The organism is Chryseobacterium sp. YIM B08800 (genome assembly GCF_026163565.1).
Taxonomy (GTDB): domain Bacteria; phylum Bacteroidota; class Bacteroidia; order Flavobacteriales; family Weeksellaceae; genus Chryseobacterium.
This window is the reverse complement of the sequence record NZ_JAPDKN010000038.1, coordinates 52,216-74,874: the sequence shown is the minus strand read 5'-3', so window position 1 is coordinate 74,874 and position 22,659 is coordinate 52,216. Positions and strand designations below refer to the sequence as shown.

At 32.7% G+C, this 22,659-nt stretch carries 25 protein-coding genes and 1 tRNA gene; 7 read left to right on the top strand and 19 right to left on the bottom strand.

What is annotated here, in order from left to right; translation table 11 throughout:
• Window positions 1–3 precede the first annotated feature (3 nt).
• The 4 genes from OEW74_RS14640 to OEW74_RS14625 all read right to left on the bottom strand — a co-directional run bounded on the left by OEW74_RS14640 (window position 4) and on the right by OEW74_RS14625 (window position 2,463).
• On the bottom strand, window positions 4–564 hold the full coding sequence (locus tag OEW74_RS14640; protein WP_074231131.1) for an NADH-quinone oxidoreductase subunit B: 561 nt from the start codon (window positions 562–564) through the stop codon (window positions 4–6).
• Window positions 565–668: 104 nt separating this feature from the next.
• Entirely contained in the window at window positions 669–1,040 is a 372-nt protein-coding gene (locus OEW74_RS14635) for an NADH-quinone oxidoreductase subunit A (RefSeq protein ID WP_074231130.1), read from the bottom strand.
• Window positions 1,041–1,160: 120 nt separating this feature from the next.
• Complete coding sequence (locus OEW74_RS14630) at window positions 1,161–1,337, bottom strand: hypothetical protein (RefSeq protein ID WP_265429185.1); 177 nt, start codon at window positions 1,335–1,337, stop codon at window positions 1,161–1,163.
• Between the two features lies 1 nt (window position 1,338).
• On the bottom strand, window positions 1,339–2,463 hold the full coding sequence (locus tag OEW74_RS14625) for a GTP cyclohydrolase (RefSeq protein ID WP_265429184.1): 1,125 nt from the start codon (window positions 2,461–2,463) through the stop codon (window positions 1,339–1,341).
• A 104-nt stretch (window positions 2,464–2,567) separates the two neighbouring features.
• Between OEW74_RS14625 and OEW74_RS14620 the strand changes: the two genes are divergently transcribed.
• Window positions 2,568–3,257 carry a zinc metallopeptidase gene (locus OEW74_RS14620; protein ID WP_265429183.1) on the top strand — a complete coding sequence of 230 codons (690 nt, stop codon included), beginning with the start codon at window positions 2,568–2,570 and terminating at the stop codon, window positions 3,255–3,257.
• A 106-nt stretch (window positions 3,258–3,363) separates the two neighbouring features.
• The gene (locus OEW74_RS14615) at window positions 3,364–4,485 is read left to right on the top strand and encodes a hypothetical protein (RefSeq protein ID WP_265429182.1); all 1,122 of its coding nucleotides are present in this window, start codon (window positions 3,364–3,366) and stop codon (window positions 4,483–4,485) included.
• A gap of 4 nt (window positions 4,486–4,489) precedes the next feature.
• Here the strand turns inward: OEW74_RS14615 and OEW74_RS14610 are convergent, their stop codons facing one another.
• From OEW74_RS14610 to rbfA, 7 genes are all read right to left on the bottom strand, one after another.
• Window positions 4,490–5,095, bottom strand: coding sequence for an IMPACT family protein (locus OEW74_RS14610; protein WP_265429181.1), 606 nt, complete (start codon window positions 5,093–5,095; stop codon window positions 4,490–4,492).
• Window positions 5,096–5,106: 11 nt separating this feature from the next.
• Entirely contained in the window at window positions 5,107–6,132 is a 1,026-nt protein-coding gene (ribD, locus tag OEW74_RS14605) for a bifunctional diaminohydroxyphosphoribosylaminopyrimidine deaminase/5-amino-6-(5-phosphoribosylamino)uracil reductase RibD (RefSeq protein ID WP_265429180.1), read from the bottom strand.
• 63 nt (window positions 6,133–6,195) lie between these two features.
• Entirely contained in the window at window positions 6,196–7,995 is a 1,800-nt protein-coding gene (locus OEW74_RS14600; protein ID WP_265429179.1) for a DUF349 domain-containing protein, read from the bottom strand.
• Between the two features lie 75 nt (window positions 7,996–8,070).
• Window positions 8,071–8,808 carry a shikimate dehydrogenase family protein gene (locus tag OEW74_RS14595; protein WP_265429178.1) on the bottom strand — a complete coding sequence of 246 codons (738 nt, stop codon included), beginning with the start codon at window positions 8,806–8,808 and terminating at the stop codon, window positions 8,071–8,073.
• Window positions 8,809–8,870: 62 nt separating this feature from the next.
• Window positions 8,871–10,664 (bottom strand): endonuclease, encoded by a 1,794-nt coding sequence (locus OEW74_RS14590; RefSeq protein WP_265429177.1) that lies wholly within the window; start codon window positions 10,662–10,664, stop codon window positions 8,871–8,873.
• Between the two features lie 49 nt (window positions 10,665–10,713).
• Window positions 10,714–11,919 carry an ABC transporter permease gene (locus OEW74_RS14585; RefSeq protein ID WP_265429176.1) on the bottom strand — a complete coding sequence of 402 codons (1,206 nt, stop codon included), beginning with the start codon at window positions 11,917–11,919 and terminating at the stop codon, window positions 10,714–10,716.
• A gap of 6 nt (window positions 11,920–11,925) precedes the next feature.
• Window positions 11,926–12,285, bottom strand: a complete 360-nt coding sequence (gene rbfA, locus OEW74_RS14580; RefSeq protein WP_265429175.1) for a 30S ribosome-binding factor RbfA — start codon at window positions 12,283–12,285, stop codon at window positions 11,926–11,928.
• Between the two features lie 80 nt (window positions 12,286–12,365).
• On the opposite strand from rbfA, the gene mce reads away from it, so the two are divergent.
• The 5 genes from mce (at window position 12,366) to OEW74_RS14555 (ending at window position 16,950) form a co-directional block, all read left to right on the top strand.
• Window positions 12,366–12,764, top strand: a complete 399-nt coding sequence (gene mce / locus OEW74_RS14575) for a methylmalonyl-CoA epimerase (RefSeq protein WP_102979313.1) — start codon at window positions 12,366–12,368, stop codon at window positions 12,762–12,764.
• A 62-nt stretch (window positions 12,765–12,826) separates the two neighbouring features.
• Window positions 12,827–12,900: transfer RNA gene (locus tag OEW74_RS14570), tRNA-Ile, on the top strand.
• A gap of 86 nt (window positions 12,901–12,986) precedes the next feature.
• On the top strand, window positions 12,987–13,751 hold the full coding sequence (gene map, locus OEW74_RS14565; RefSeq protein WP_265429174.1) for a type I methionyl aminopeptidase: 765 nt from the start codon (window positions 12,987–12,989) through the stop codon (window positions 13,749–13,751).
• A 210-nt stretch (window positions 13,752–13,961) separates the two neighbouring features.
• Window positions 13,962–15,200 (top strand): PQQ-dependent sugar dehydrogenase, encoded by a 1,239-nt coding sequence (locus OEW74_RS14560; RefSeq protein WP_265429173.1) that lies wholly within the window; start codon window positions 13,962–13,964, stop codon window positions 15,198–15,200.
• A gap of 247 nt (window positions 15,201–15,447) precedes the next feature.
• A complete protein-coding gene (locus tag OEW74_RS14555; RefSeq protein WP_074232171.1) occupies window positions 15,448–16,950 on the top strand; it encodes a bifunctional GNAT family N-acetyltransferase/carbon-nitrogen hydrolase family protein in 1,503 nt (500 codons plus the stop codon).
• Window positions 16,951–17,059: 109 nt separating this feature from the next.
• On the opposite strand, the gene OEW74_RS14550 is transcribed toward OEW74_RS14555, so the two are convergent.
• The 8 genes from OEW74_RS14550 to OEW74_RS14515 all read right to left on the bottom strand — a co-directional run bounded on the left by OEW74_RS14550 (window position 17,060) and on the right by OEW74_RS14515 (window position 22,655).
• Window positions 17,060–17,893: a GLPGLI family protein gene (locus OEW74_RS14550; protein ID WP_265429172.1), complete on the bottom strand. Its 834-nt coding sequence runs from the start codon at window positions 17,891–17,893 to the stop codon at window positions 17,060–17,062.
• A gap of 362 nt (window positions 17,894–18,255) precedes the next feature.
• Window positions 18,256–18,558 (bottom strand): hypothetical protein, encoded by a 303-nt coding sequence (locus OEW74_RS14545; protein ID WP_265429171.1) that lies wholly within the window; start codon window positions 18,556–18,558, stop codon window positions 18,256–18,258.
• Window positions 18,559–18,634: 76 nt separating this feature from the next.
• Window positions 18,635–19,345 carry a class I SAM-dependent methyltransferase gene (locus OEW74_RS14540; protein ID WP_265429170.1) on the bottom strand — a complete coding sequence of 237 codons (711 nt, stop codon included), beginning with the start codon at window positions 19,343–19,345 and terminating at the stop codon, window positions 18,635–18,637.
• A gap of 34 nt (window positions 19,346–19,379) precedes the next feature.
• Window positions 19,380–20,468, bottom strand: a complete 1,089-nt coding sequence (locus tag OEW74_RS14535; protein WP_265429169.1) for a TlpA family protein disulfide reductase — start codon at window positions 20,466–20,468, stop codon at window positions 19,380–19,382.
• Between the two features lie 77 nt (window positions 20,469–20,545).
• Entirely contained in the window at window positions 20,546–20,809 is a 264-nt protein-coding gene (locus OEW74_RS14530) for a DUF2695 domain-containing protein (protein WP_265429168.1), read from the bottom strand.
• Between the two features lie 31 nt (window positions 20,810–20,840).
• Window positions 20,841–21,623, bottom strand: a complete 783-nt coding sequence (locus OEW74_RS14525; protein WP_265429167.1) for a hypothetical protein — start codon at window positions 21,621–21,623, stop codon at window positions 20,841–20,843.
• Window positions 21,624–21,771: 148 nt separating this feature from the next.
• Entirely contained in the window at window positions 21,772–22,179 is a 408-nt protein-coding gene (locus OEW74_RS14520; protein WP_265429166.1) for a lysozyme inhibitor LprI family protein, read from the bottom strand.
• A gap of 29 nt (window positions 22,180–22,208) precedes the next feature.
• A complete protein-coding gene (locus OEW74_RS14515) occupies window positions 22,209–22,655 on the bottom strand; it encodes a DUF6896 domain-containing protein (RefSeq protein ID WP_265429165.1) in 447 nt (148 codons plus the stop codon).
• Between the last annotated feature and the right edge of the window lie 4 nt (window positions 22,656–22,659).

Genomic DNA, 22,659 nt, shown 5'->3' with positions numbered 1-22,659 from the left:
CAATTAATTGCTAATATTATAAGAATCAAGCAATGCTTGGTATTCCGGCATATCTCTTCTTCTGATGCTTTCGCTTTCTGCCAAAGCCTGCACCTGCATTACACCTTCAATAATCTGCTCTGGTCTTGGAGGACAACCAGGAACGTAAACGTCTACCGGAATTATTTTATCAATTCCCTGTAAAACTGAATACGTATCAAAAATACCTCCACTTGAAGCACAAGCTCCAACAGCAACTACCCATTTTGGTTCTGCCATCTGAGTGTAAACTTCTTTTAAAACGGGACCTAATTTTTTAGAAATAGTTCCGCAAACCATCAACATATCTGCTTGTCTTGGCGAGAAAGAGTTTCTTTCCATACCAAATCTTGATGCATCATACGTTGGGTTTAGAGTAGCCATGAACTCGATACCGCAACAAGAAGTAGCGAAAGGTAAAGGCCAAAGTGAAAACTTTCTAGCCATCCCGATAACGCTGCTCAACTTGGTTGCGAAAAACCCTTCTCCTTCAAATCCTTCCGGAGCTGGTGCATCTGTTCTTATAATTGGTTTTTGATCTGACATTTTTTGTTAATTATTTAAAGATTGAAGAATTTAAAAATTCAAAAATTACGAGCTTCACAATCTTTTAATTATTTAAATAAATTAAATCTTTTAATGTTAAAAGTTTATTTATCCCAGTCTAATGCTCCACGTTTCCAGACATAGAAAAATGCAAGGAAGAAAATAGCAACGAATGTAAGAACTGCAAAGAAGCCTTCAAGACCAAATTCTCTGAAGTTTACAGCGTACGGATAAAAAAATACGATTTCGATATCGAATAATACAAACAATACCGCAGTTAAGAAATACTTAATTGAGAATGGAGTTCTTGCATTTCCTTCAACAGGTACACCGCATTCCCAGCTTTGGTTTTTTACAGAATTTCCTTTTTTCTGCTTTGGTCCCAGAAAATGAGCTCCAAGCAAAGAAACGGCTACAAAACCTATGGCAACACCGGCTTGTATAAGGATCGGAATATAACTTTCAGGTAAATTCATTTTTACATTATTATCTCAAGTTGCAAATTTAGTCAATAAACAATAAAGCATGAAATTAATCAACTTAAAAGTCTGATGAAAATGGAGAAAACCGATAATTTAGAATCAATAAAAATAATGCTATTTCTTCATTTTTTTAAGTACTGTAAATGCCATAAATGAAATATAACCAAAAAGTACACTTGCATAAACGATGTTTACAAGCGTATTCATTCTGTCATCCGCTAAGGCGAAGAAAATATTATAAACAGCGAATCCTGCAATCAAAATAGCGAAAATGATAAGATGTGGTTTCATATTAGAATTTTAAAGAATAGGTTCTTCTTCTTTTATGATTTACAGGATTGTAATCTTGCCAAAGTAATTGTACACTTTTGTTTTCTTCCAACTCAGGATTGGTTTCCGCAAAATCGATTCCCATATTATTGAATCGTACGAAAATTTCTTTGAAAATAATAGCAGTTACACCACGTCTTTGGTATTCGGGATGAATTCCGATTAAGTAAAAATTAGCGCGGTCGTTTTTCTTTTGAGCCTGTAAAAAATGCCACCAACCGAAAGGAAAAAGTTTTCCTTTAGATTTTTGTAACGCTTTAGAGTAAGAAGGCATCGTAACGGCAAAAGAAACCAACTCATCATGCTCGTCAACTACGCAGATGACGTAGTTTTTGGCAATCATTGGGAAAAATTTTTCTTTGTATGTCTTGATTTGTTCTTCAGAAATCGGAGTGTAGGTCGAAAGATGTTTATAAGTCTCGTCAAGTAGCTTAAACATTGGCTTTACATAAGGTAAAATCTCTTCCTTACTTTTGAAGTCTAAAACTCTTAAGTTATATTTTTCAGCAATCAATGAGCTGAATTTTTCTACTTTTGGAGGAAGTACTTTTGGGAAATTCATTTCAAATTCCACCCATTCTTTTTCTTTTACAAGACCAAGGTTTTCAATGTGTTTCGGATAATATTCATGGTTGTAAATACCAATCATCGTAGCGATTTTCTCAAATCCGAAAGTCAGCATTCCTGCTTTATCAAGATTGGTAAAGCCCATCGGTCCTTCAATATTGTCGATTTGATGCTCTTTAGCATAATTTACTGCGGTGTCAATCAGCGCTTTTGAAACTTCTGTGTCATCAATAAAATCAATCCATCCGAAACGAACTTTTTTTATACCCAGTTCTTTTTCTTCTTTATGATTGATGATTACGGCAATTCTTCCCACTACTTTATTGTCTTTCCATGCTAAAAACTGCTTTGCTTCAGAATATTGCAAGGCAGGGTTTTCCTGAGGATTCCATACGTTAATTTCGTCTTTTATAAATGAAGGAACATAATAGGGATTGTTTTTGTATAAATTCATTGGGAATTTTACAAATTGCTTTAAATCTTCGGGAGTTTTTACTTCAAGAATGGAAACTTTTGACATAGTTTTCGGGTAAATAGAACCACAAATATAATTAATAAAACCTAAAACTTTGGCACAATTTTTACATCAATTACAAGAATTATTATATACTAAATTTAAATAAAATGACAGGTTATTATCTTATTATAGGACTTGCGATGCTGATAAGCTGGTTTGTTTCCTCAAGATTAAAATCTAAATTCGAATATTATTCAAACGTACATCTCAGAAACGGAATGTCGGGTAAAGAAGTTGCCGAAAAAATGTTGAGAGATAACAATATTCATGATGTTCAGGTAATTTCAGTTCCAGGGCAATTGACAGATCATTATAATCCTGCAGATAAAACGGTGAATCTTTCAGAAGGAGTTTATATGCAAAGAAACGCAGCTGCAGCTGCGGTTGCAGCTCACGAATGTGGTCATGCCGTTCAACACGCAGTAGGATATTCAATGTTACAGCTGAGATCAAAACTGGTTCCTGTTGTAAGCATCAGTTCAAATTTAATGCAATTTGTATTGATGGGAGGTATCGTTGTTATGGCAATGAGTGGCAATAAATTAGTTCTGTTAATCGGAGTAATTATGTTTGCTCTTACTACATTATTTGCATTTGTAACACTTCCTGTAGAGTATGACGCAAGTAACAGAGCCATGAAATGGCTGAAAGATACAGGAACAGTAACTGCAGAAGAATTTGTTGGAGTAAAAGACAGTCTTACCTGGGCTGCACGAACGTATTTGGTGGCAGCTTTAGGATCTTTAGCACAGTTGATATATTTTGCTTCTCTTTTAATGGGAGGCAGAAGAGATTGATTTAATCTTTAAATTCAAAAAAAATATATTGCATCTCAGATAGTTTTCTGAGATGTTTTTTTGTACATAATAAAAATTTCATTCAATTTTGATACTTTTGGATTATATGAAAAATATAAACTGGAAGGTTGAATCAACAAGCCAACAAGTAAACATTTTAATCAGAATTATTGCTTTATTTTGGTTTGTTACAAAGATTTGGAGCTATAAAATGTGGATTGCAGATCGTTTATATCCTGTGATTCCGGTTTTTGGTTTCTTTAAATATATTCCCAATTATTTACATATTATACTTTTTGTAATTTCTTTAATCTTATTATTACTTATTGTATTTGGTAAAAAAAATATTGCTTTTCTGATTTCATTTTTTGTGATAGAATTATTTAGTTGTCTGCTTGATACTGTAAGATGGCAACCATGGGAATATATGTATCTGTCTGCTTTTTTAGTTTTTATCATTAATTTTCACAGACCAAAAAATGTCATTGTATTGATGCATCTTTTTTTGGTGTCAATGTATTTTTTTAGCGGCCTGCATAAATTAAATCGTAGTTTTCTTTCTTCTGTCTGGATGAATACAATTCTGGTTGATTTTTTTGGATTTTCTCTTGAAACAATTTTAAAATATAAACTTTTTTTCATCGGGCTTATTATTCCTTTTTGTGAAATACTACTTGCAGGATTATTGGTTTTCTCTAAAAACAAGAGGAGAATCAGCTATTTTTTTATCTTTATTCACTTAAGTATTTTAATAATTTTAGGGCCTTTTGGTCTTGGTTATAATTCAATCGTTTGGTTTTGGAATTTAGCGCTCATCTTTGTTTTGCTCATTACTTATCAGAAACCTGTTGAAATAGAAAGTGTAAAATCTTTTTCGTTAAATCATTTCTATTGGCTGGTTTTATGGTTTTTAATGCCGGTTTTAAGTTTTTTTGGAAAATGGTATCAATACTTTTCTTTCAATTTATATTCCGGAAAAGGAAAGCAAATGTATATTTGTTTTTCATCAAAAGAGAAAATTCAACCCGAGTTTGGAAAGGTCATCAATTATGATGATTTACCATGTGTCAATCTTCAAAATTGGGCAATGAAGGAAACGAAAGCCATGCCTATTCCTGAGATGGAAATTTATCTGAGAATCAGTGACGAGATAAAAAAAAGATACGGAAAAAATAATGTTAAAATAATAATCTATAATTCTGAAAATCAAAAAATAGTAGAGCGCTAGATTATTATTCAATTATTTTACAGACAACATACTGAATATTGTTCAAAGACTCAATGATAGCATCTTTATGTTTAACTTTTATCCTCGCAGAAATAATAGCTGTTTGCTGCGAATCAAAATTCAAAACTTTTGCATCAAATTTTGAGAGCAAAGTGAAAATAAGATTTTGCTGATTAAACTGAAACTGAATTTCTATCTCAGTTTCCAATTCTTTTGTAATGATTTGGGCTTCTTCTAAAGTAATTTTAGCAGATTCTTTATAAGCTTTTACCAAACCTGAAACACCTAATTTTGTTCCACCATAATAACGAACGCTTATCACTAAAACATTGGTTATTTCGTTAGCCAAAAGTTGGTTATAAATAGGTAAGCCTGCACTTCCGGATGGTTCTCCATCATCGTTTGCACGGTAGTTTTCACCATTTAAACCCATTCTGAAAGCATAACAATGATGCGTAGCTTTCGGATGCTCTGTTCTTATTTTCTCTAAAGCATTTTTAAGTTCAGCTTCATTATTAACCGGAAAAGCAAAACCGATGAATTTGCTCCCTTTTTCTTTAAGCAAAGTGTTTTCTACAGGTTTTTCTATGGTTTTATATTCGTGCAGCATTGGTAGGCTTCTTAGTGCGAATTTTTATAAAATTCAATAACATTGTCTCGAAAATCCTGAGTATCGATCAGGGTTTCGCTAAATCTTGGAGCTTTCGTTCCGTTTTCTAACACTAAATTTTTATTTTTAATAATAATCGTCTCATCCCACAAACCTGCGTCAATAAATTGTTGAAGAACTAAACTTCCGCCTTCCACAATGATGGACTGTATCTGAAGTTCGTGTAGTTTCTTCAACATATTTTCTATGAAATTTTCTCTTGAAGTTTTAATGAATTTTATATTTCCTTCTTCGCCTTCTTTTACAGAATTGAAAACCAAAGTTTCCGCTTCATTATTGTAAATATTAAAATCGGTTGGAACTTTTAAATCAATATCAATCAAAATCCTGATCGGGTTTCTGCCTACAATTTCTCTTGTGGTAAGACTTGGGTTGTCCCTCAAAGCGGTCATTGTTCCGATCAGAATCGAATGCTCGTTGTTTCTTAATTGATGGACGAATTGTTTTGTTAAAGAATTACTGATCTGGGTTGGCTTAAAATCTTTATCCATAAAACGATCTCCGGATTCTGCCCATTTTAAAACAATAAAAGGTCTTCTCTTTTCGTGATAAGTAAAAAATCTTTTATTTAAATCAATACATTCTTTTTCCAGAACTCCGGAAACAACTTCAATTCCTGCGTCCTGAATGATTTTTTTACCTTTTCCGTTAACTTTATCATGAGAATCCATTGCGCCGATAACGACTTTTTTAAAGCCAAGTTCAACAATCTTTAAAGCACAAGGCGGAGTTTTTCCGAAATGGGCACAAGGTTCCAAAGAAACATAAATCGTAGATTCAGGAATCAGGCTTTTATCTTCAACGGAATTAATAGCGTTAATTTCCGCATGATTTTCGCCCGCTTTATGATGGTAACCTTCACCGATTATTTTACCGTTGTGAACAATCACACTTCCGACCAATGGATTGGGGTAGGTGTTTCCGATGGCTTTCTGAGCGAGCTCAATGCATCTTCTGATGTAAAATTCGTCTTGCATAAGATAAAAAAAGCGAATACAAATTTCTTTGTTTCGCTCTATAGATTTTACTTTAATTTTAATTTATTCTCCAGCGATAATACTGTGAAGATTCTGCTTTAAAGTCTCAAGGTGAGCTTTTTTGTCATCAATCGTATTGTAAGTATCTCGTAAAAGAGGGTTTTCTCTTGATGGATTTTTGAAGAATGAAAGGTTATTTTCAAGTTTAACGATTTCAGCTTCAAGATCTGAGATTTGGCTCTTAATTTTTCTTGCTTTGTCTGTTAATTGATTTTCAGATAAACCATCTTCTTTCAGCTCAAGTTCGTTAATCTTATTCAGCTTCAGCTTTTCTCTAAGCGTTTTGTTAAACTCAGAGTTTATTGCCATCTTATCTCTCGGAACTTTTCCAATATTATTCCAAGATGTTTTTATCGCTTCTATTTTTTCTATACTTCCTTCGTCGTTTGAAATGGTTTTCAACTCCTCAAGAATATCTTTTTTAAGCTTGTAGTTTTCTTTCCAGTTATCGGTAGAAGCGCTGCTTTTTTCTCTGTAATTATTAAAGAAAGTGTTGCATGCATCACGGAATTCGTCCCAGATTTTATTGGTCATACTTTTCGGAACGTGACCGATTTTCTTCCAGTCTTCCTGAAGTTTTTTGAATAAGGCAACCGCAATATCCCAATCTTCAGAATGCATATTGTCTTTCGCAGTCTGAATCAGCTTCATTTTCTCATCAAGATTCTGCTGTTGAGAACCTTTCAGAGATTTATAGTAATTGTTTTTTGTCGTGTTGAAACCTCTTAAGGTAGATTTGAAATCATTCCAGTTGTTGTTGGATAATTTTCTCGGAACACTTCCTGTTTTCAAAAATTCAGAACGCAGTTCTTCAACTCTCTTAATTGAGTTTTGCCAATACGTATGATTAGGATTGTCTTTTGGCTCAGAAAGTTTCTTGATTTCAGCGATGATTTCGTTTTTCTTCTCAAGATTTGCGTTTTGCTCTGTTTCAATAGCTGCAGAAAGCTCAGTTTTTCTTTCGTGAATTTTATTTGAAATTTCTTTGAACTCTTCCCAGGTTTTCTCACGAAATTCTTCAGAAACAGGCTCTGCTTCTTCTTTCCAAAGCTTGTGAAGATATTGAAGTTCGTTTAAAGCTTTTTGTACAACCGGTTCGTTTTCCAGCTCTTTTGCTCTTGCAATAATGTGCTGCCTTTTTTCTAAGTTGTGGCTGTATTCCTGCTCAAGGAATTCTTTATTTAAATCCAACATCTGATAAAACTGATTCAAATGATGGAAATAATTGTTATTTAAAATTTTAAATTCAGATTTTGCAACCTGACCAGCGTTTGACCATTCCTCTTTAATCTCTCTGATTGATTTGAAAAGATTGACTCCAGGTTCAGAATTAGTATAAAGATTTTTAAGTCTTTCAATAATGCTTTGACGTTGGTCTAAGTTTTTCTTCTGCTCTTCTTCCTGATTTTTCTGGAAATTATCATGTTTTTCTCTGAAAATATGAATCAGACCTGAAAGCCTAGATTGAGAAGGATGCTCATAGCTGAAATTTTCGATTGCATTTCCAGCGTCGGTATATTCATGCTTTTTATCTTCGATTTCGTCGTGAATCGTATGATTTGCTTTTTCTTTTAATGCGTTAAACTCTCTGTATCGTTCACCGGCATTATTAGAATTGATAATTTTTTCCATTTCCTTCAGTGCATCAGCTAAAGACAGATCGGCAATAGAATCGTGGTGAGAAGCATCATGATCTTCTTCGTGATGGTTTTCTTCAGCGTTCTGAACGTTTTCGACTGTTTCCTGATGTTCTGTAGAAGTTTTGTGTTCTTCGTTTTCAGAAAGATTATTTTCTGTTGTCATAGCAAATCTTTTATGAATAATGGCGTTAATTTCTTAAAGCGAGCTAATATAAGCCAATTAAGTTACTAATTTATGTTATTTTTTTTTAAACGACCAAATTTCCCAAGCTTTTTCTGCCTGTTGTTCCAGCATATAATATCCGTTAACGGTTTTTGCTCCGTTTTGAGATGAGTTTATAATGAATTTGCTGTATTCCGGATTGTAAATCAGATCAATCACCAAATGTTGATTTGTAAGCGATTCAAAAGGAAAATTCAGGCAATCTTCTGTATTCGGAAAAGTTCCGACCGGAGTACACTGAATAATTAACTTATTTTTTGAAACTGTCTCTGAGTCTAAATTTTCAAAATTAATTTCTGATTTTCTGGAAATCGTCTGATATGGAATCTGATGTTTGTCTAAAACATATTGCACAGCTTTTGCAGCACCGCCGTTTCCTAAAACCAAAGCCGATTCGTGATGTGGCTTTTTGTGAGCAATTAATGTTTTTTCAAAACCAAAAGCGTCTGTATTATAACCCGTTTTTTTTCCGTCTTCAATTAAAACACAGTTTACAGCGCCTATTTTTTGGGCTTCATCACTCAATTCATCCAGATAATCTATCACTTTCTCTTTGTAAGGAATCGTTACATTAAAGCCTAAAAGATTAGGTTTTAAAAGAAGTTCTTCAACTTCATTGATTTCCTGTAAATCGAAAATTTCGTATGAAAAATCGTTGAGCTTTTTCTTTTTAAATTTATCTTCAAAATATTTTTTTGAAAAAGAGTAGGAGATGTTTTTTCCGATCAGTCCTAATTTGTTGCTGGAATCCATACATCAAAAATAAAAAAAAGACCGATAAAAATCGGTCTTTCGTATTGAAAATATTTGTTGTCTTAGTCTACAATGAATTTTGTAGTGTTGTTGTCTGTTTTCAGAATGTAAACTCCCTTCGTTAATCCGTGAAGATTGATTTTGTTTGAATTTTTGAAAGGGTTTGCAATGTTCTTAATCAGTTTTCCTGAAAGATCATAGATTTCAGCTTTCAAAACTTTGTTCAGGTTTTCACCTTTTACAAATAATTCGTGATTTTTAACCGGGTTTGGATAAATGCTGAACGTTTTTTCTTTTGAATTTTCAACCGTTGATAAAGACCCTGCGCAAGTCCAAGTAAGATCATCGATTGCTACTCTTGGTCCATTTGTAGCTGTAATTGGGTTTGTAATTTTAATAATAACATTCCCACTTACATTGATGTTCGAAATTGTCGTTGTCGTTGTTGCACCTGTTGTTGCGCTATAAGGAATAGTACCTACCTGAGTTCCGTTGATTTCAACATTTAAAACACCAGGTCCGGTTCCATATTTTAAAGCAGTAGTTAATGTTAAGTTTTGAATTCCTCCTGAAATAGTAGAACTTGTTAAGTTACCAATTCTTAGCGTGATTGCTTTTCCATTAATGGTTTCATCCACTCTAGCATCTGTTGCTGTCCAAGTTATACTGTTATTTGTCCAAGTTCTTGTAGCATATCCGTTTCCTGTTCCTGTAATGTTTTCGAAATCTTCAGTTCCGCAAGTTCCTGTTCCACCGCCAGATCCTGCAAGTGTAGTTTCTGTCGCTGTATTACTTTGAGGAGATAAATTTCCTGCTGCATCTTTAGCAATAACGTAGAAATTATAAGTCGTTGAAGAAGCCAAAGCCTGAACAGTTGTTGAAGTTCCTGTAACGGTAGCTTTTAAAACATTATTCGCATAAACATCATATCCTGTAACTCCTACATTATCTGTAGATGCAGTCCAGCTTAATGCAACGGTACTTGAGGTAGGATTGTTTGCTACTAAGTTTGTTGGAGTAGTTGGAGCTTGTGTGTCTGTAGTTGGTGTTCCCCAAACTAGATTTACATAATTAGGATTGTCAATGTAAGGGTTTCTGTTTCCCTGATAAGTGTAAGAAGCATTGTTTCTTCCGATTTCCGCAGGTGAAACTGGGTCTAAATTGTGCCAAGCGATAAGCTGATCAAGTTCCCAAGTTTGTAATCCTGGATATGCAGATCCTCCTAACATATCACCCGAACTAAATCCTGAAAGTTGAGTTTCATATCTTGTTACAAAATAAAAAATCATTCTTGCAACATCACCTTTAAACTCATCAATTGGCTCGAAAACTGTTCCGCCATATCCTGCTGAAACTGAATTTCCTAATTTTGAACCGTTTAAAGAAGTGAAAGAAGCTGTTCCTACTTTTCCGAAAGGATAATTTGATCTCACTCCATTTACTTTTCCATCTGTTGCTCTAATGAAATGGATGTCGTTTTTCATGGGTGAAGCCTCATTAAAAAGACTTTGAGGAACGATGTGCTCTCTATTGTAACAGTCACCTTCATTACTATAATTTCCACACTGATTGGTATTATATGTGAAATTATAAGGATCTGCTGCAGTAGGTCTTTCAGAATAAATATCTAAAATAGTACCATCATTTTCATAATAATAATCTCTGTCGGTCGTTTGATATCCTGTCCAAAGACCATTGTAACCATGGTCAATATGTCCGCTTGTAATAATTGCCTTAAGCTGAGTTTTAAGCGTGGCGCCTGTTCCGGTGGCTGTACTGTAATAATTGGCCGGAGCCTGTGCTAAAGCACTGATAGTGATCAGACTTAGCAAGAAAGAATGTAAAATTCGTCTCATTTTTTCTAAATTGGGAGGCAAATTTACAAATAAAAAGAAATATAAAATATTAATTTTTAGTAATATAGTCTTTGCTGATTTTAGAAAAGAACCAAGAAATAGCGATACCAAAGACAGAAGCGATGGCTGCAACAATTAAATAATTTTCACCAACAATTTTTACAGGAAACGGTAAATCTTCTACTGCCTTAAACAGTTCTGTGTAAATCTGGAAATAACATAAAGCAGTTCCCAAAATAAGACCCGAAATTACTCCCAAGATAACAATTAGAATTCCGGTGTAGAAATAGGTCATTCTAAGATGTGATAAAGGAAATCCTAGAGATATAAGAGATTTTGCCTGTTGTTTTTTATCAAGCTGTAAAATAATGATAGCGCCTGCTAAATTGAAAGTTGTGATGAAGATAACCAAAGCAAAAATTAGATAGATAAACAGCTTTTCGGTGTTGATCATTTTCCAGAATGCTGCATTTTCCTCTTCTTTCGTTTTAATTTCGATATCTTTTCCTAAAGTGTTAAGAAGATCTTGTTTTACAGAATCTATATTTTCAGGATTTTTAAGCTTAATAACAATTTGATAAGCTGAGTTTTTTGGAAGATTTAATAATTCTTCTGCCAATTCTACCGGAGCAATAATGTAATTATTAAGCTGCTCATTCCCTGGAAAGACACCACAAACAATAATTTCTTTTTTATTATAAATATCTTCTTCTTTATTGATGATTCCCGTTCCGGGTTTAGGCATAAAAAGTGTTGAAAAATCCGTATTTGAATCTACAGGAATTCCCAATCTGTTTTGAAGTGAATGCTCCATAATCACTTCATTGGTATACTCGAATGAAGGATAGCTTCCGAAAAATATAGTTTTATCTACCGGATTTACTTTAATGTAAGCTGAGTCAACTCCTCGAAGATAGGCGATGTCGCCCCTCCCGTTATAATTGATGTACGTTTTTTCTTCTATAATTCTTGAAAAACTTGAGATCTCTTTGTTGTTTTTTAAAACAGTATTTATTTTCTCAAAATTTTTCAATGTTTTTCCGGATGTGCTTTTTATCGTTAAATCAGCATGAAGATTAGAGATTAAAGCTTTGTTGAAATCCTCAAGCCCGGAAAAAACAGAAATAATGACAAACATTGCAGCCACAGCAACACTCATAGCCACAGCAGCAAGCCAGGTAATAAATGTTACAGCAGTGCTTCCTTTTTTAGATAAAAGGTAGCGCGATGCAATGTAAAATGCAATGTTTTTCAATGTTTCTTATAAAACAGGATTGTCGCCTTCACCTCTCAGTTCTCTTTCTATTTTTTCTACATCATCAAGCGTAGTATCAAGATAAAAGCTCAATTGTGGAATAATACGTACTTGCTTTGCCATTTTCTGACCGATAAAGTTTCTGTATTGTGCCTTGTTTTCTTCAATTTCTTTCATGATTGAAGAGCGATGTTCTTGCGGGAAAATACTTAAATAAATTTTAGCGATTCCTAAATCCGGAGTTACTTTAACATCGGAAACGGAAACAAGAATGCTTTGTTTACTTTCTGATGCCTGTTTGCGGAAAAGTTCTGCGAAATCTTCCTGTATAATCTGTGCTACTTTTCTTTGTCTGTTGCTTTCCATAATTTATGCAAATTTAGTACTTTTGTTTGAATTGCTAATTTGAAAATTGATTAGCTGTCAAAAAAATATATTTTAGATTTATGAAATTAGAACATATTGGTATTGCGGTAAAATCTTTGGGCATCTCTGATGAACTTTTTACAAAACTTTTAGGAAAAGAATCTTACAAAAAAGAGACGGTAGAAAGAGAAGGCGTAGTGACGTCATTTTATGAAACAGGAGAAAGCAAAATTGAACTTTTGGAAGCCAGTAATCCTGAAAGTCCAATTTCAAAATTCATTGATAAAAAAGGAGAGGGAATTCATCATTTGGCTTTTGGTGTAGAAAATATCCTGAATGAAGTAGAAAGATTAAAAAAAGAAGGATTTCAGTTTATCTCTGAAGAACCTAAAGAAGGTGCTGATAACAAATTAGTTGTCTTCTTACATCCCAAATCGACCAATGGTGTCTTGGTAGAACTTTGTCAAGAAAAGCCATAAAAAATTTTGTAGTGAAAGAAATTTTACTATTTTTGCAAACACAAAATTTAACCAAATTTTGAGGTCCTATAGCTCAGTTGGTTAGAGCACCTGACTCATAATCAGGTGGTCCCTGGTTCGAGCCCAGGTGGGACCACAGAACACTTACTGTTACAGTAAGTGTTTTTTTATTTCTAATCAATATTTTTTATTCCCTAACTTTATTGTTTCAAAATCATAATTATGTCTATAACAAACGAACAGGAATTAATCGGAATGCAGAAAGTAAGTGAAGCTGTAGCTTTTACTTTGAAAGAAATGATAAATTATGCACAAGTGGGAATGACAACAAAAGAACTTGATGAATACGGAGCAAAAATTCTTTCGGATTTTGGGGCAAAGTCTGCACCTTATCTTACGTATGGTTTTCCGGGTTGGTCTTGTATTAGTGTAGACAATGAGTTCTGTCACGGAATTCCTAGTTCTGAAAGAGTTTTGAAAGAAGGAGATTTAATTAATATTGATGTTTCTGCAGAACTTAATGGGTTTTGGGCAGATAATGGAGGTTCTTTTGTAATTGGAAAAGATATCAATCAACATCAGAAGTTGGTCGATGCATCTAAGGAAATTTTAGAAAAAACAATTAACAATATAAAAGGCGGTGTAAAAATCGCAGATATTGGTTTTTTAATGGAAACTGAAGCCAAAAAAAGAGGATTTAAAGTCATTAGAAATCTTGGCGGTCACGGTGTAGGAAGGAGTCTTCACGAAGAACCGGATGAATTGATGAATTACAGAAACCGTTTTGACTCCAGAAGGTTTAAGAAAAACTCTGTTGTGGCTATTGAAACATTTATTTCGACCGATTCAACGATTGCGGTAGAACTGAATGATGGTTGGACGATGGTAGGAAACAAAGGTGGATACATGGCACAACACGAGCATACCATTTTGATTACCGACGGAAAACCTATTATTTTAACACAGATGAATGAGATTTTAAATTAAAAAAATGATTTCAAATAATATTAAATCCTCCACTCTAAATGGAAGGGTTTTTTGTAAATAATTTACAAGCCATATTTTTTAATTACTGCTTTAATATGATATGTTAAAAGTGAATTATTTTCAATAATATTGAGTTATTGGCGTAAACTTTGATGCTTTCCAAACTTTAAATTATCATTTTCAGAAACCAACTCACCAAATCTTAATAATATGAAATTTAAAGTACATTACATGCTGATTGCATCGGCGATGTTTTTGGCAAATTGTTCAGACGATATCGAAGAACAACCTATCGAAGAACCAGGAAACGAGGCGATTTATCCACCTGTAGAAACCAATCCTGCAAATACAACGTATTCTCCTGCTTTTGCCGGACAAACAAGGGTAAATGGTGTGAGAACACAAACGCCTTACAGCAGTACGGTTTTAAGTTCATCATTAACCGCTCCTTGGGGAATTACAGCTCTACCAGATGGAAGATTGTTGATCACTCAAAAAGGCGGAACAATGAGAATCGCTACCAATACAGGAGCTTTAGGCAATTCAATAACAGGAATTCCTACAGTCAATTCTAACGGACAAGGAGGTTTGTTAGGTCTTTGTATTGATCCCCAATTCTCTACAAATAGAATGATTTACTGGGTTTTCTCTGAAAATGTTGGAGGAGGAACGCAAACTTCGGTGGCAAAGGGAAAACTTTCAGCTTCCGAAACAGCCATTGAAAATGCTACGGTTATTTACAGAGCAAACCCGTCTTCTTCTGCAGGGAATCTGCATTATGGAGGAAGGATTTTGTTTGATTCCACCGGAAATCTAATGGTAAGTGTAGGTGAGCGTTCTGACCTTTCCACAAGACCTTTGGCGCAATCGGTTACGGCGGCGATCGGGAAAATTTTAAGAATAACAAAAGATGGCGCTCCGGCTCCGGGAAATCCGACCTTTACTCAGTCCGGAGCTTTGCCGGAATTGTACAGTATCGGTCATAGAAATCCGCAGGGAATTGCTATTCATCCTACAACAGGAGAATTATGGCAAAGCGAGCACGGACCTCGTGGCGGAGACGAAATTAATCGTGTATTACCAGCGAAAAATTATGGTTGGCCAACCATTACTTACGGAATTGAATACAGCGGTGCAGTAATTGGTAGCGGAATTCAACAGCAAAGCGGGATGGAACAACCTGTTTATTATTGGGATCCTGTGATTTCACCAAGCGGAATGACATTTTACAAAGGAAACAATATTCCTGAATGGCAAAATAATTTATTTATAGGTTCGTTAAGCGGAACTCACATTGTAAGACTTGTTATTAAAGATAATAAAGTTGCAGGAGAAGAACGTTTGCTGGTCAATGAAGGACAGCGTTTCAGAGATATTACGCAAGGAAGCGATAATGCATTGTATGCGGTAACAGATGCAGGAAGACTCTATAAAATTCAAAAACAATAGATTATTTTTTTTCGTACTTGAGACACCTGTAGAAATGCGGGTGTTTCTTTTTTATATAATTTAAACTAGAAAGAAATTAGAGACCTTAATGAGAGTTTTAAACATCTAAATAGTGTGGTTTAAGCAAGTAGTAAAAGTGAAATCAACTACAGAGAGAATATTTTATAAAACTATCTGTTTAAGTTTTTTATTTAGATGGCAGAAGGTTTGCAGAGTTTTTGCGTAACTTTAAGAAAAATACACATTTATGCAGATAGAAACACGTACCCTGAAAGTAGATGATTATGAAGAGTTGGTAGAAACCATGCGCAGAGCGTATCCTCAAATGTCAGAATACGTCTGGTCAAAAAAAAGCATTGCCAAGCTGAATAAAATTTTTGAAGCCGGACAAATCTGCATCACTGTAGACGGGAAAATTGCGGCTGTTGCATTGTCGATTATTGTTAACTATGATGAGTTTGGTGATGATCATACATATAGTGATATCACCGGAAACTATTCTTTCAATACCCATATTTCAACCGGAAATGTTTTGTACGGAATCGAAATTTTTGTTGATCCCGAATACCGTAAATTGAGACTGGGAAGAAGGTTATACGATGCCCGAAAAGAACTTTGTGAATTATTAAACCTGAAATCTATTATTTTGGGTGGAAGAATTCCGCATTATCACAAATACAGCAACGAGATTTCGCCTAGAGAATATATCAGAAGAGTAAGAGATAAAGAAATTTATGATCCTGTACTTTCTTTCCAGCTTTCCAATAATTTTTTGCCGATAAAAGTGCTTAAAAAATATCTTCCCGAAGACGAAGCTTCCCATGAAAATGCAGTTTTGCTTCAATGGAATAATATTTATTACAGTAAAAAACCAAATACAATGCAGGACAGCGTTATTCGTTTGGGATTGGTACAGTGGCAAATGAGACAATTTAAAGATATTCATGCTTTTTATGAGCAGGTAGAATTTTTTGTAAATGTGATGGGAGATTACAAATCAGATTTTGTGCTTTTCCCGGAATTATTCAACACACCTTTACTGGCTCCATTCAATAATCTTTCTGAGCGCGACAGTATGATTGAGCTGGCAAAAATTACGGAAGAAATTAAAGCGAAAATTTCAGAATTGGCAATCAGTTATAACGTGAATATTATTTCCGGAAGTATGCCGATTTTTGAAAATAACGATTTGTATAACGTAAGTTATCTTCTTCACCGTGACGGTAGAATTGACGAATACAGAAAAATTCATATCACACCGAATGAAAGAAAGTATTACGGAATGAAAGGCGGAAATGAGATTAAAGCTTTTGATACCGACTGCGGAAAAATAGGTTTGGTCATTTGTTATGATGTAGAATTTCCTGAACTGCCAAGAATTCTTGCCGACCAAGGGATGAAAATTTTGTTTGTTCCTTATCTTACCGATACTCAAAATGCTTACATGAGAGTTCGTCATTGTGCTGCGGCAAGAGCTATTGAAAACGAATGTTATGTCGCAATTGCAGGCTGCGTCGGAAATTTACCCGGAGTAAATAATATGGATATTCAGTTTGGTCAGGCTGCGGTTTTCACGCCTTCAGATTTCGCATTTCCTTCGAATGCGGTAAAAGGTGAGGCGACCCCGAATACAGAAATGACGCTGATTGTAGATGTCGATTTAAATTTACTGAAAGATTTACATTATAATGGATCGGTTCAGATTCTGAAAGACAGAAGATCAGATTTATATGAAACTTATTTGAAATAAATTTTATTAAAGAAAAGCACTTTCGTCTTGGAAGTGCTTTTTTAGTAATATTCTACGATTTTTTTAAGGTTGAGTTAAAAAAAATAAAGTATTAAAATAGACATGAATACTATTTTTTTGACTTGTTTTTCAAAATATCAATCTCTATAATATTATTGTCTTTGCTGATGTGTTCAAGCATAAGTTTTTTCTGTTCACGGATGATTTGTTCGCCTGTTTTGAAATTTCCTTCAGAATCGGTCTGATCAGGAATTTTACCAATCAGTTGTGCCGTAGGATCCAGTCTGTTTTGAAGAAATGCTTTTACATAATCTTTGAAATCTACTTTTGCTTCACCAGAATAATCTTTACGATCTGGGTATTCAAAAAGTGATGCTTTATTTTTAATGCCTTTCAATAAGAATCTGTGACTTAAACTTTTATCTTCAATTTTAAGAATTAATCCGGGCAAACCATAAAATTTATAAGGCCCATCCTGAATCGGGATGTCTTTTGCAAACCATGCCGTCCAAGTTCTTCCGCCAAATTTGGTGGTGGCTTTTTGAACTTTATGATTTAATATTTCGTCAAATTCATTGATCAGATTCCATTTCAAATTTACATTTTGATTGACATTGTATCTCGAATATGCAACTTTCGTTTCAAATGTAACTTTCCTTTCAGCAGGAACTTTGTAAATGATTTCGTTAATCATTTGCTTGTTTGGTGGCATTGTCATCAACCCTTTTTTGGAGTCGGCAATTAGTGTAGAATCTGAAATGTATTTGTCTAAACTGTAGTAATGAGACTTTTTATTACCGATATTCAGAATCATGATTTCGGTATTTATACTTTTCTGGTTTGTAGAATCAGGAATGAATTGATACTCATAAATAAATTCTTTATTTTGAGCAGAAAGTAAAACGGAACATAAAATGAAAAGGATATTTAAATATAATTTCATGAGCTAAATTTTATCATAATTTAGAGGCTGTTTAAATTTGATATTTATTTTTAACATTAAGAAATTAAGATTATCGCCTTAAAAAACTTAATACAAAATCAACGTGTTGATTTCTTAATCATTTTCTGCTTAAATCAATAAATGCCTTAATGTTAAAATTAGAATAAACAAAGTTTATTTTAATTTAGAAATCGAAGATTATCTCCTTTCAGTCGATGAATGCTATTTCGACGTAGTCAAAATTAAGACAAAAGGAAATAGAAAAACATTTAATAAAAATTTAAACACGTTCTTAGTGAATTTTTTAAACATGGCATATTTTAGTTATTATCTTTTAACGAAAATTGTTTGTTATTCACTATTTATGCAACTCGTTCCGAATTGTAATTTTTCATACAAACCAGACAGTACAAATCTTCCCGCCAAATTCGGTTAACTCTATAATTTAATACCGTATTAATTTCCTGCACGATATTAATATTTTGTGCGATTTTAGATTTTTCGGTGTTTGATTTTTTATCTGATGAGTTTTTTTTATCAATATTCGCAATCATATTTTTAGAAAAATTATTCTGAATATTTGTTGAATCTTGTTTGAGTTTTTCATTTTGAGCAAAAATGAAGTGAGAGGCAAACAAAAAAATAAGATATAGAAATGATTTCATCGATGATTATTTGTAAAACTAAGGTAAGAAAAATAGATTTACTTTTCTCGTATTTGTGATTATTAAATTTATGGGATTATAATTTTGTACCGTAAATTCCGGTTGCGCAACCGTAGAAATAATTTTCTGAGTTTACATTCAGATTATATTTGCTAAATATTTCTTTTACACCGTCGCAGTTTCCAAAATTCTCAGTGTAGATCCAAAGCATTTTATAGTCACTCGGATTTCCTAAAAATAATTTACCCAAAATAGGAATGATCTTACTTAAATACAGTTTGTAAGGATAATACAAAAACTTGTTTTTAGGTTTTGAAACTTCTACAAAACTAAATTTACCATTCGGTTTAAGAATTCTGGAAATTTCTTTTGCTAAAACTTCCAATTGCTCTTCGTTAAACGTTTTCAAACCATAAGCACAGGAAATGATATCGAAAGAATTTGTTTCTAAATTACTCTGTAAAATATCTTCACAAAGAAGATTCAGTTGATTTTTAAAGACTTTATTTCCTTTGTTTTTTGATTGTGAAATCATTTCTTCAGAAAAATCTAAAGCCGAAAAACTAGAGTTGGGGAAATTTTGTTTTAGATAAGTCCAGTTTTCACCTAATCCGGAAAGCAGATCAATTACATTTAAATTTTCATCAGATTTCCCCAGTTTGTTTAAAAATTGTTTTCTCCACCGAATTGAAAAGCCAAACGAAGTAATGTAGTTCATCCTTTCATACGAACCAGACATTTGATTGAATAGCTGTTTTACAAATTTTGGTTCGTAGATATTGTTCATTGTTAGAGAAATTTAGAATAATAATTTAGTTCATTTATTTGATAATTAGGCTTTTCAGAAATAATAAAACTTGTGATGAACCATCCAATGTTTCGGTAATAATCCCATTCTCATCGATTAAATAAAGAATGGGATAACCATTAATTCCAAATTGTTTTTCAAGGTCTTTTCGGTCGGAAATTATAGTAAATCTGACTTCTTTATTGACGAAGTATTTCTTTACATTTACTTTAGAATCTGAACCGAAGATATTAACGAGTTCAATTTTTGGATTTAAATTAAAACCTGAATTTAGAACATAATCAGAAATCATTTTTGAATAGCCACAATTGGTCGAAGAAAAGAGTAGAAGAGTTTGCTTTTCTTTTTTTTGATTGAAAGAAAATTCATGACCGTTAATATCGATTGCTTCAAAAGGTTGAACTACAGTGTTTTTTGCTAAAGGTTGTAAAGAATCTTGTCTTTCGTAATATTTTAAAGCGTAATTTTTAGGAAGAAGTACTTTAAAATTGGTTGTTTTATCAAGGAAAATATAATTACTAAATAAATAGGTTACAGTTTGTCCCAATTTCCCATCGACAAAACTTTTTCTTTCAAATTTTGAAATCGTAAAATTTCCTGAAATATAAATGTGAAATTCTACTTTTATTTCTTTTCCTTCGTAATGACTGATGCTCTCAATATTTGAATAATGACTGTGAATTTTCCCGTCGATTTGGGTTTCATCAATAAAGCTCCATTTCTGTTTTAGCAATGTGGTTGGTCCAAATTGTCTGAGCCGGGAAGATGTAATTGCAACGTTTTGATTTTCTTTATTTTCGTATTCGTATATGGTTTTTTCGGCGTGATTGACTTCGTAATAAAAATTGTTTTTGTAAAATTCTTCCGAAGTTTCGTTCTTGCTGTAGAATTCAAAATCTTTATTTTGAGGTTTATAAACTGTGTATAAAACACTGAAAGCAGAAGTTGCACCCGTTTCAGGATTAGGATAATAAGCGGTGGTTTTATAGCTGATTACATTGGCTTGAAAATATTTTCGTTTTGCCTTTTCTAAATCAGGAACTTGTGCGCAAAGTTGTACGATGCTAAACAGCAATACAACAATGCTTATAATCTTCTTCATTTTTATTACAGATGACATTTGTTTTTTTGTATTACTTAAATTTATTCTTCAAAGAGTTCCTCGACATTATAAAGCACTTAACAGTCGCAAAAACCACCGTTTTCTTTTAACCAATTTATAACTACTTCTATGTTCTGAATTTTGCAGGATTCTAGGAATTGTTTTGTTAATTTTAAACTGTCATCACAATGATTTTTCTTGAGTTTTTCATCCAAAAAATCAAACAAATTTTGAAAGAGTTCGCGGGAAGTCGGAAGGCTTTGTTCGAATTTAATTCGTGCTTTTTCCTGTAATTCTCTTTGGATTTGTTTGCGTCTTGCTTTTTCTGTTTTGTCGGGCATATTTGACTGATTTATTAGATTGTTTAAAAGATTAGTTGTAAACTTTTGCAATTATTTTTGTTGCCTCATTCTTCGCTTGTTCAATATTTTCAAAATTAAGTGAATAAAAATAAAATAGCGCAACCTCAAATTTTGGCAATTCAATAAAAATAAAATCATTTATATTATGGAAAAAATGAAAACTTTTATTTTTAGTTTTAAAAATTACTAAAGAATTTAAGTTCTTAATTTTAGATTTTATAGTAACTCTTTTTTGTGCATTTCTCAGTTGAGTAATTGCTTTTACAGGAGAAAATTCGATTTCTTCTCTCATTATTGCTAGAGGAATATCTTTTAAAAATTCAATAAATTCAGCTGATTTTGCTTTCTTAAAGATTCTTCTAAACTCTAAAAGTTGGAATTTATATTCAATAATTTCTAGCCAGCGAATTATGTTTTGTATTTGTTCTAAACTATAAAATGAATCAGCTAAATTAGTATTAGTTAGAATGGAATTAATTTCATTTTCTATGTTAGCTAATAGATTATTATTGCAATTTGCACAAGCTGGAATAGTTGTTTTATTATAAGTCTGTTCAATGCCATTCATGTTGGTTATAAAGAATTTCTTAGTACAGTTTTCAAATACCCAACGTGGAATTACATGTTCTTTAGTTAAATTTAATATTGTCCCACAAAAAACACATATTTCTTTTTTAAATTTAATGTTGTCTCGACTTCTCGAAACATTACGATTTATAACATCATTGATAATATTCTTTGAGTTACGTCTTAATTGAACGCGTAGATTCTTTAGTTTTACATCAATTTCCATAATAGTAAATTTGTTTTTCACCCAATTCGTTTTGATAAACTCCAGAGATTTTATGTTGGGAAAATGAATGTATTGAAAGCAAAAAGAAAAATAGATAGTAGGTTTTTCTCACAATAAATTGTTTTTTTATTATCAAAATCAATTGAAATTAATACTCTAAATCTTCCAAAAACATCTGCAATTCGAGTGTTCTGCTTTTTACAATTTCCTTTTTCTTATTTTCGGCGATGATGTACCACATTGTTCCCTCTTTTACTTCATAATAAAGTTTAGAAATAAATTTGAATTCTTTATCCCGGTAAATAATCCATTCTTTTTGAGACGTTTTCAGGATTTCAAAAGCGTCTTTTGGAAGTTTGGATGCAAGAAGATTGTAATATTTATTCAGTTCTTTGTCCCAAGATTGTCCAGCTTTTATACTGCATTCTAACATTTGAGCATTCGAAATTTCTTTTTTGTCAAGACATTTTGATTCTTCAATATCTATAAAATGAGTTTCCTGAGAAAAAATAAATACTGAGAAGAAAACGAAAATCAAAACTATTATTTTTTTCATGATTTAGTTTCTTTTATAAAGATCAATACTTAAACAGGTTTATCATTTAACACTAACATTTTTGAGGGGAGTTCTTCAAGGTTTACTAAAATTCCATCCTCAAATAATTTATCAATTGTTTCATAGAACATTTTTTCTGAAGTGAAAATTTTTAAAATATGCTTTAAAGATTCTGTTGTTTGTACAAATTTATACAGATAAAAATAGTCGATTACCTCATAAATACATCTCGTAATATTTACATGAAGGTACTGTTTAGAGTTGATATTTTCAAACTCGCAATGCCCTCCGTGAAACCAATACTTCCATTCTTTATTTACATTTCCACGCCACAAATCATTACTTCTTGTTAAGAGTTTTGTAAATGGTGTAGAAGAGTTTAGATCTAGATTATATTTTTCTGCTAAAAGTTCAATCAGTTCTTTGGCTGTTTTGTTAAATAAAATAATAGCTTCTACTAATAATTCTTTTTGCATTATA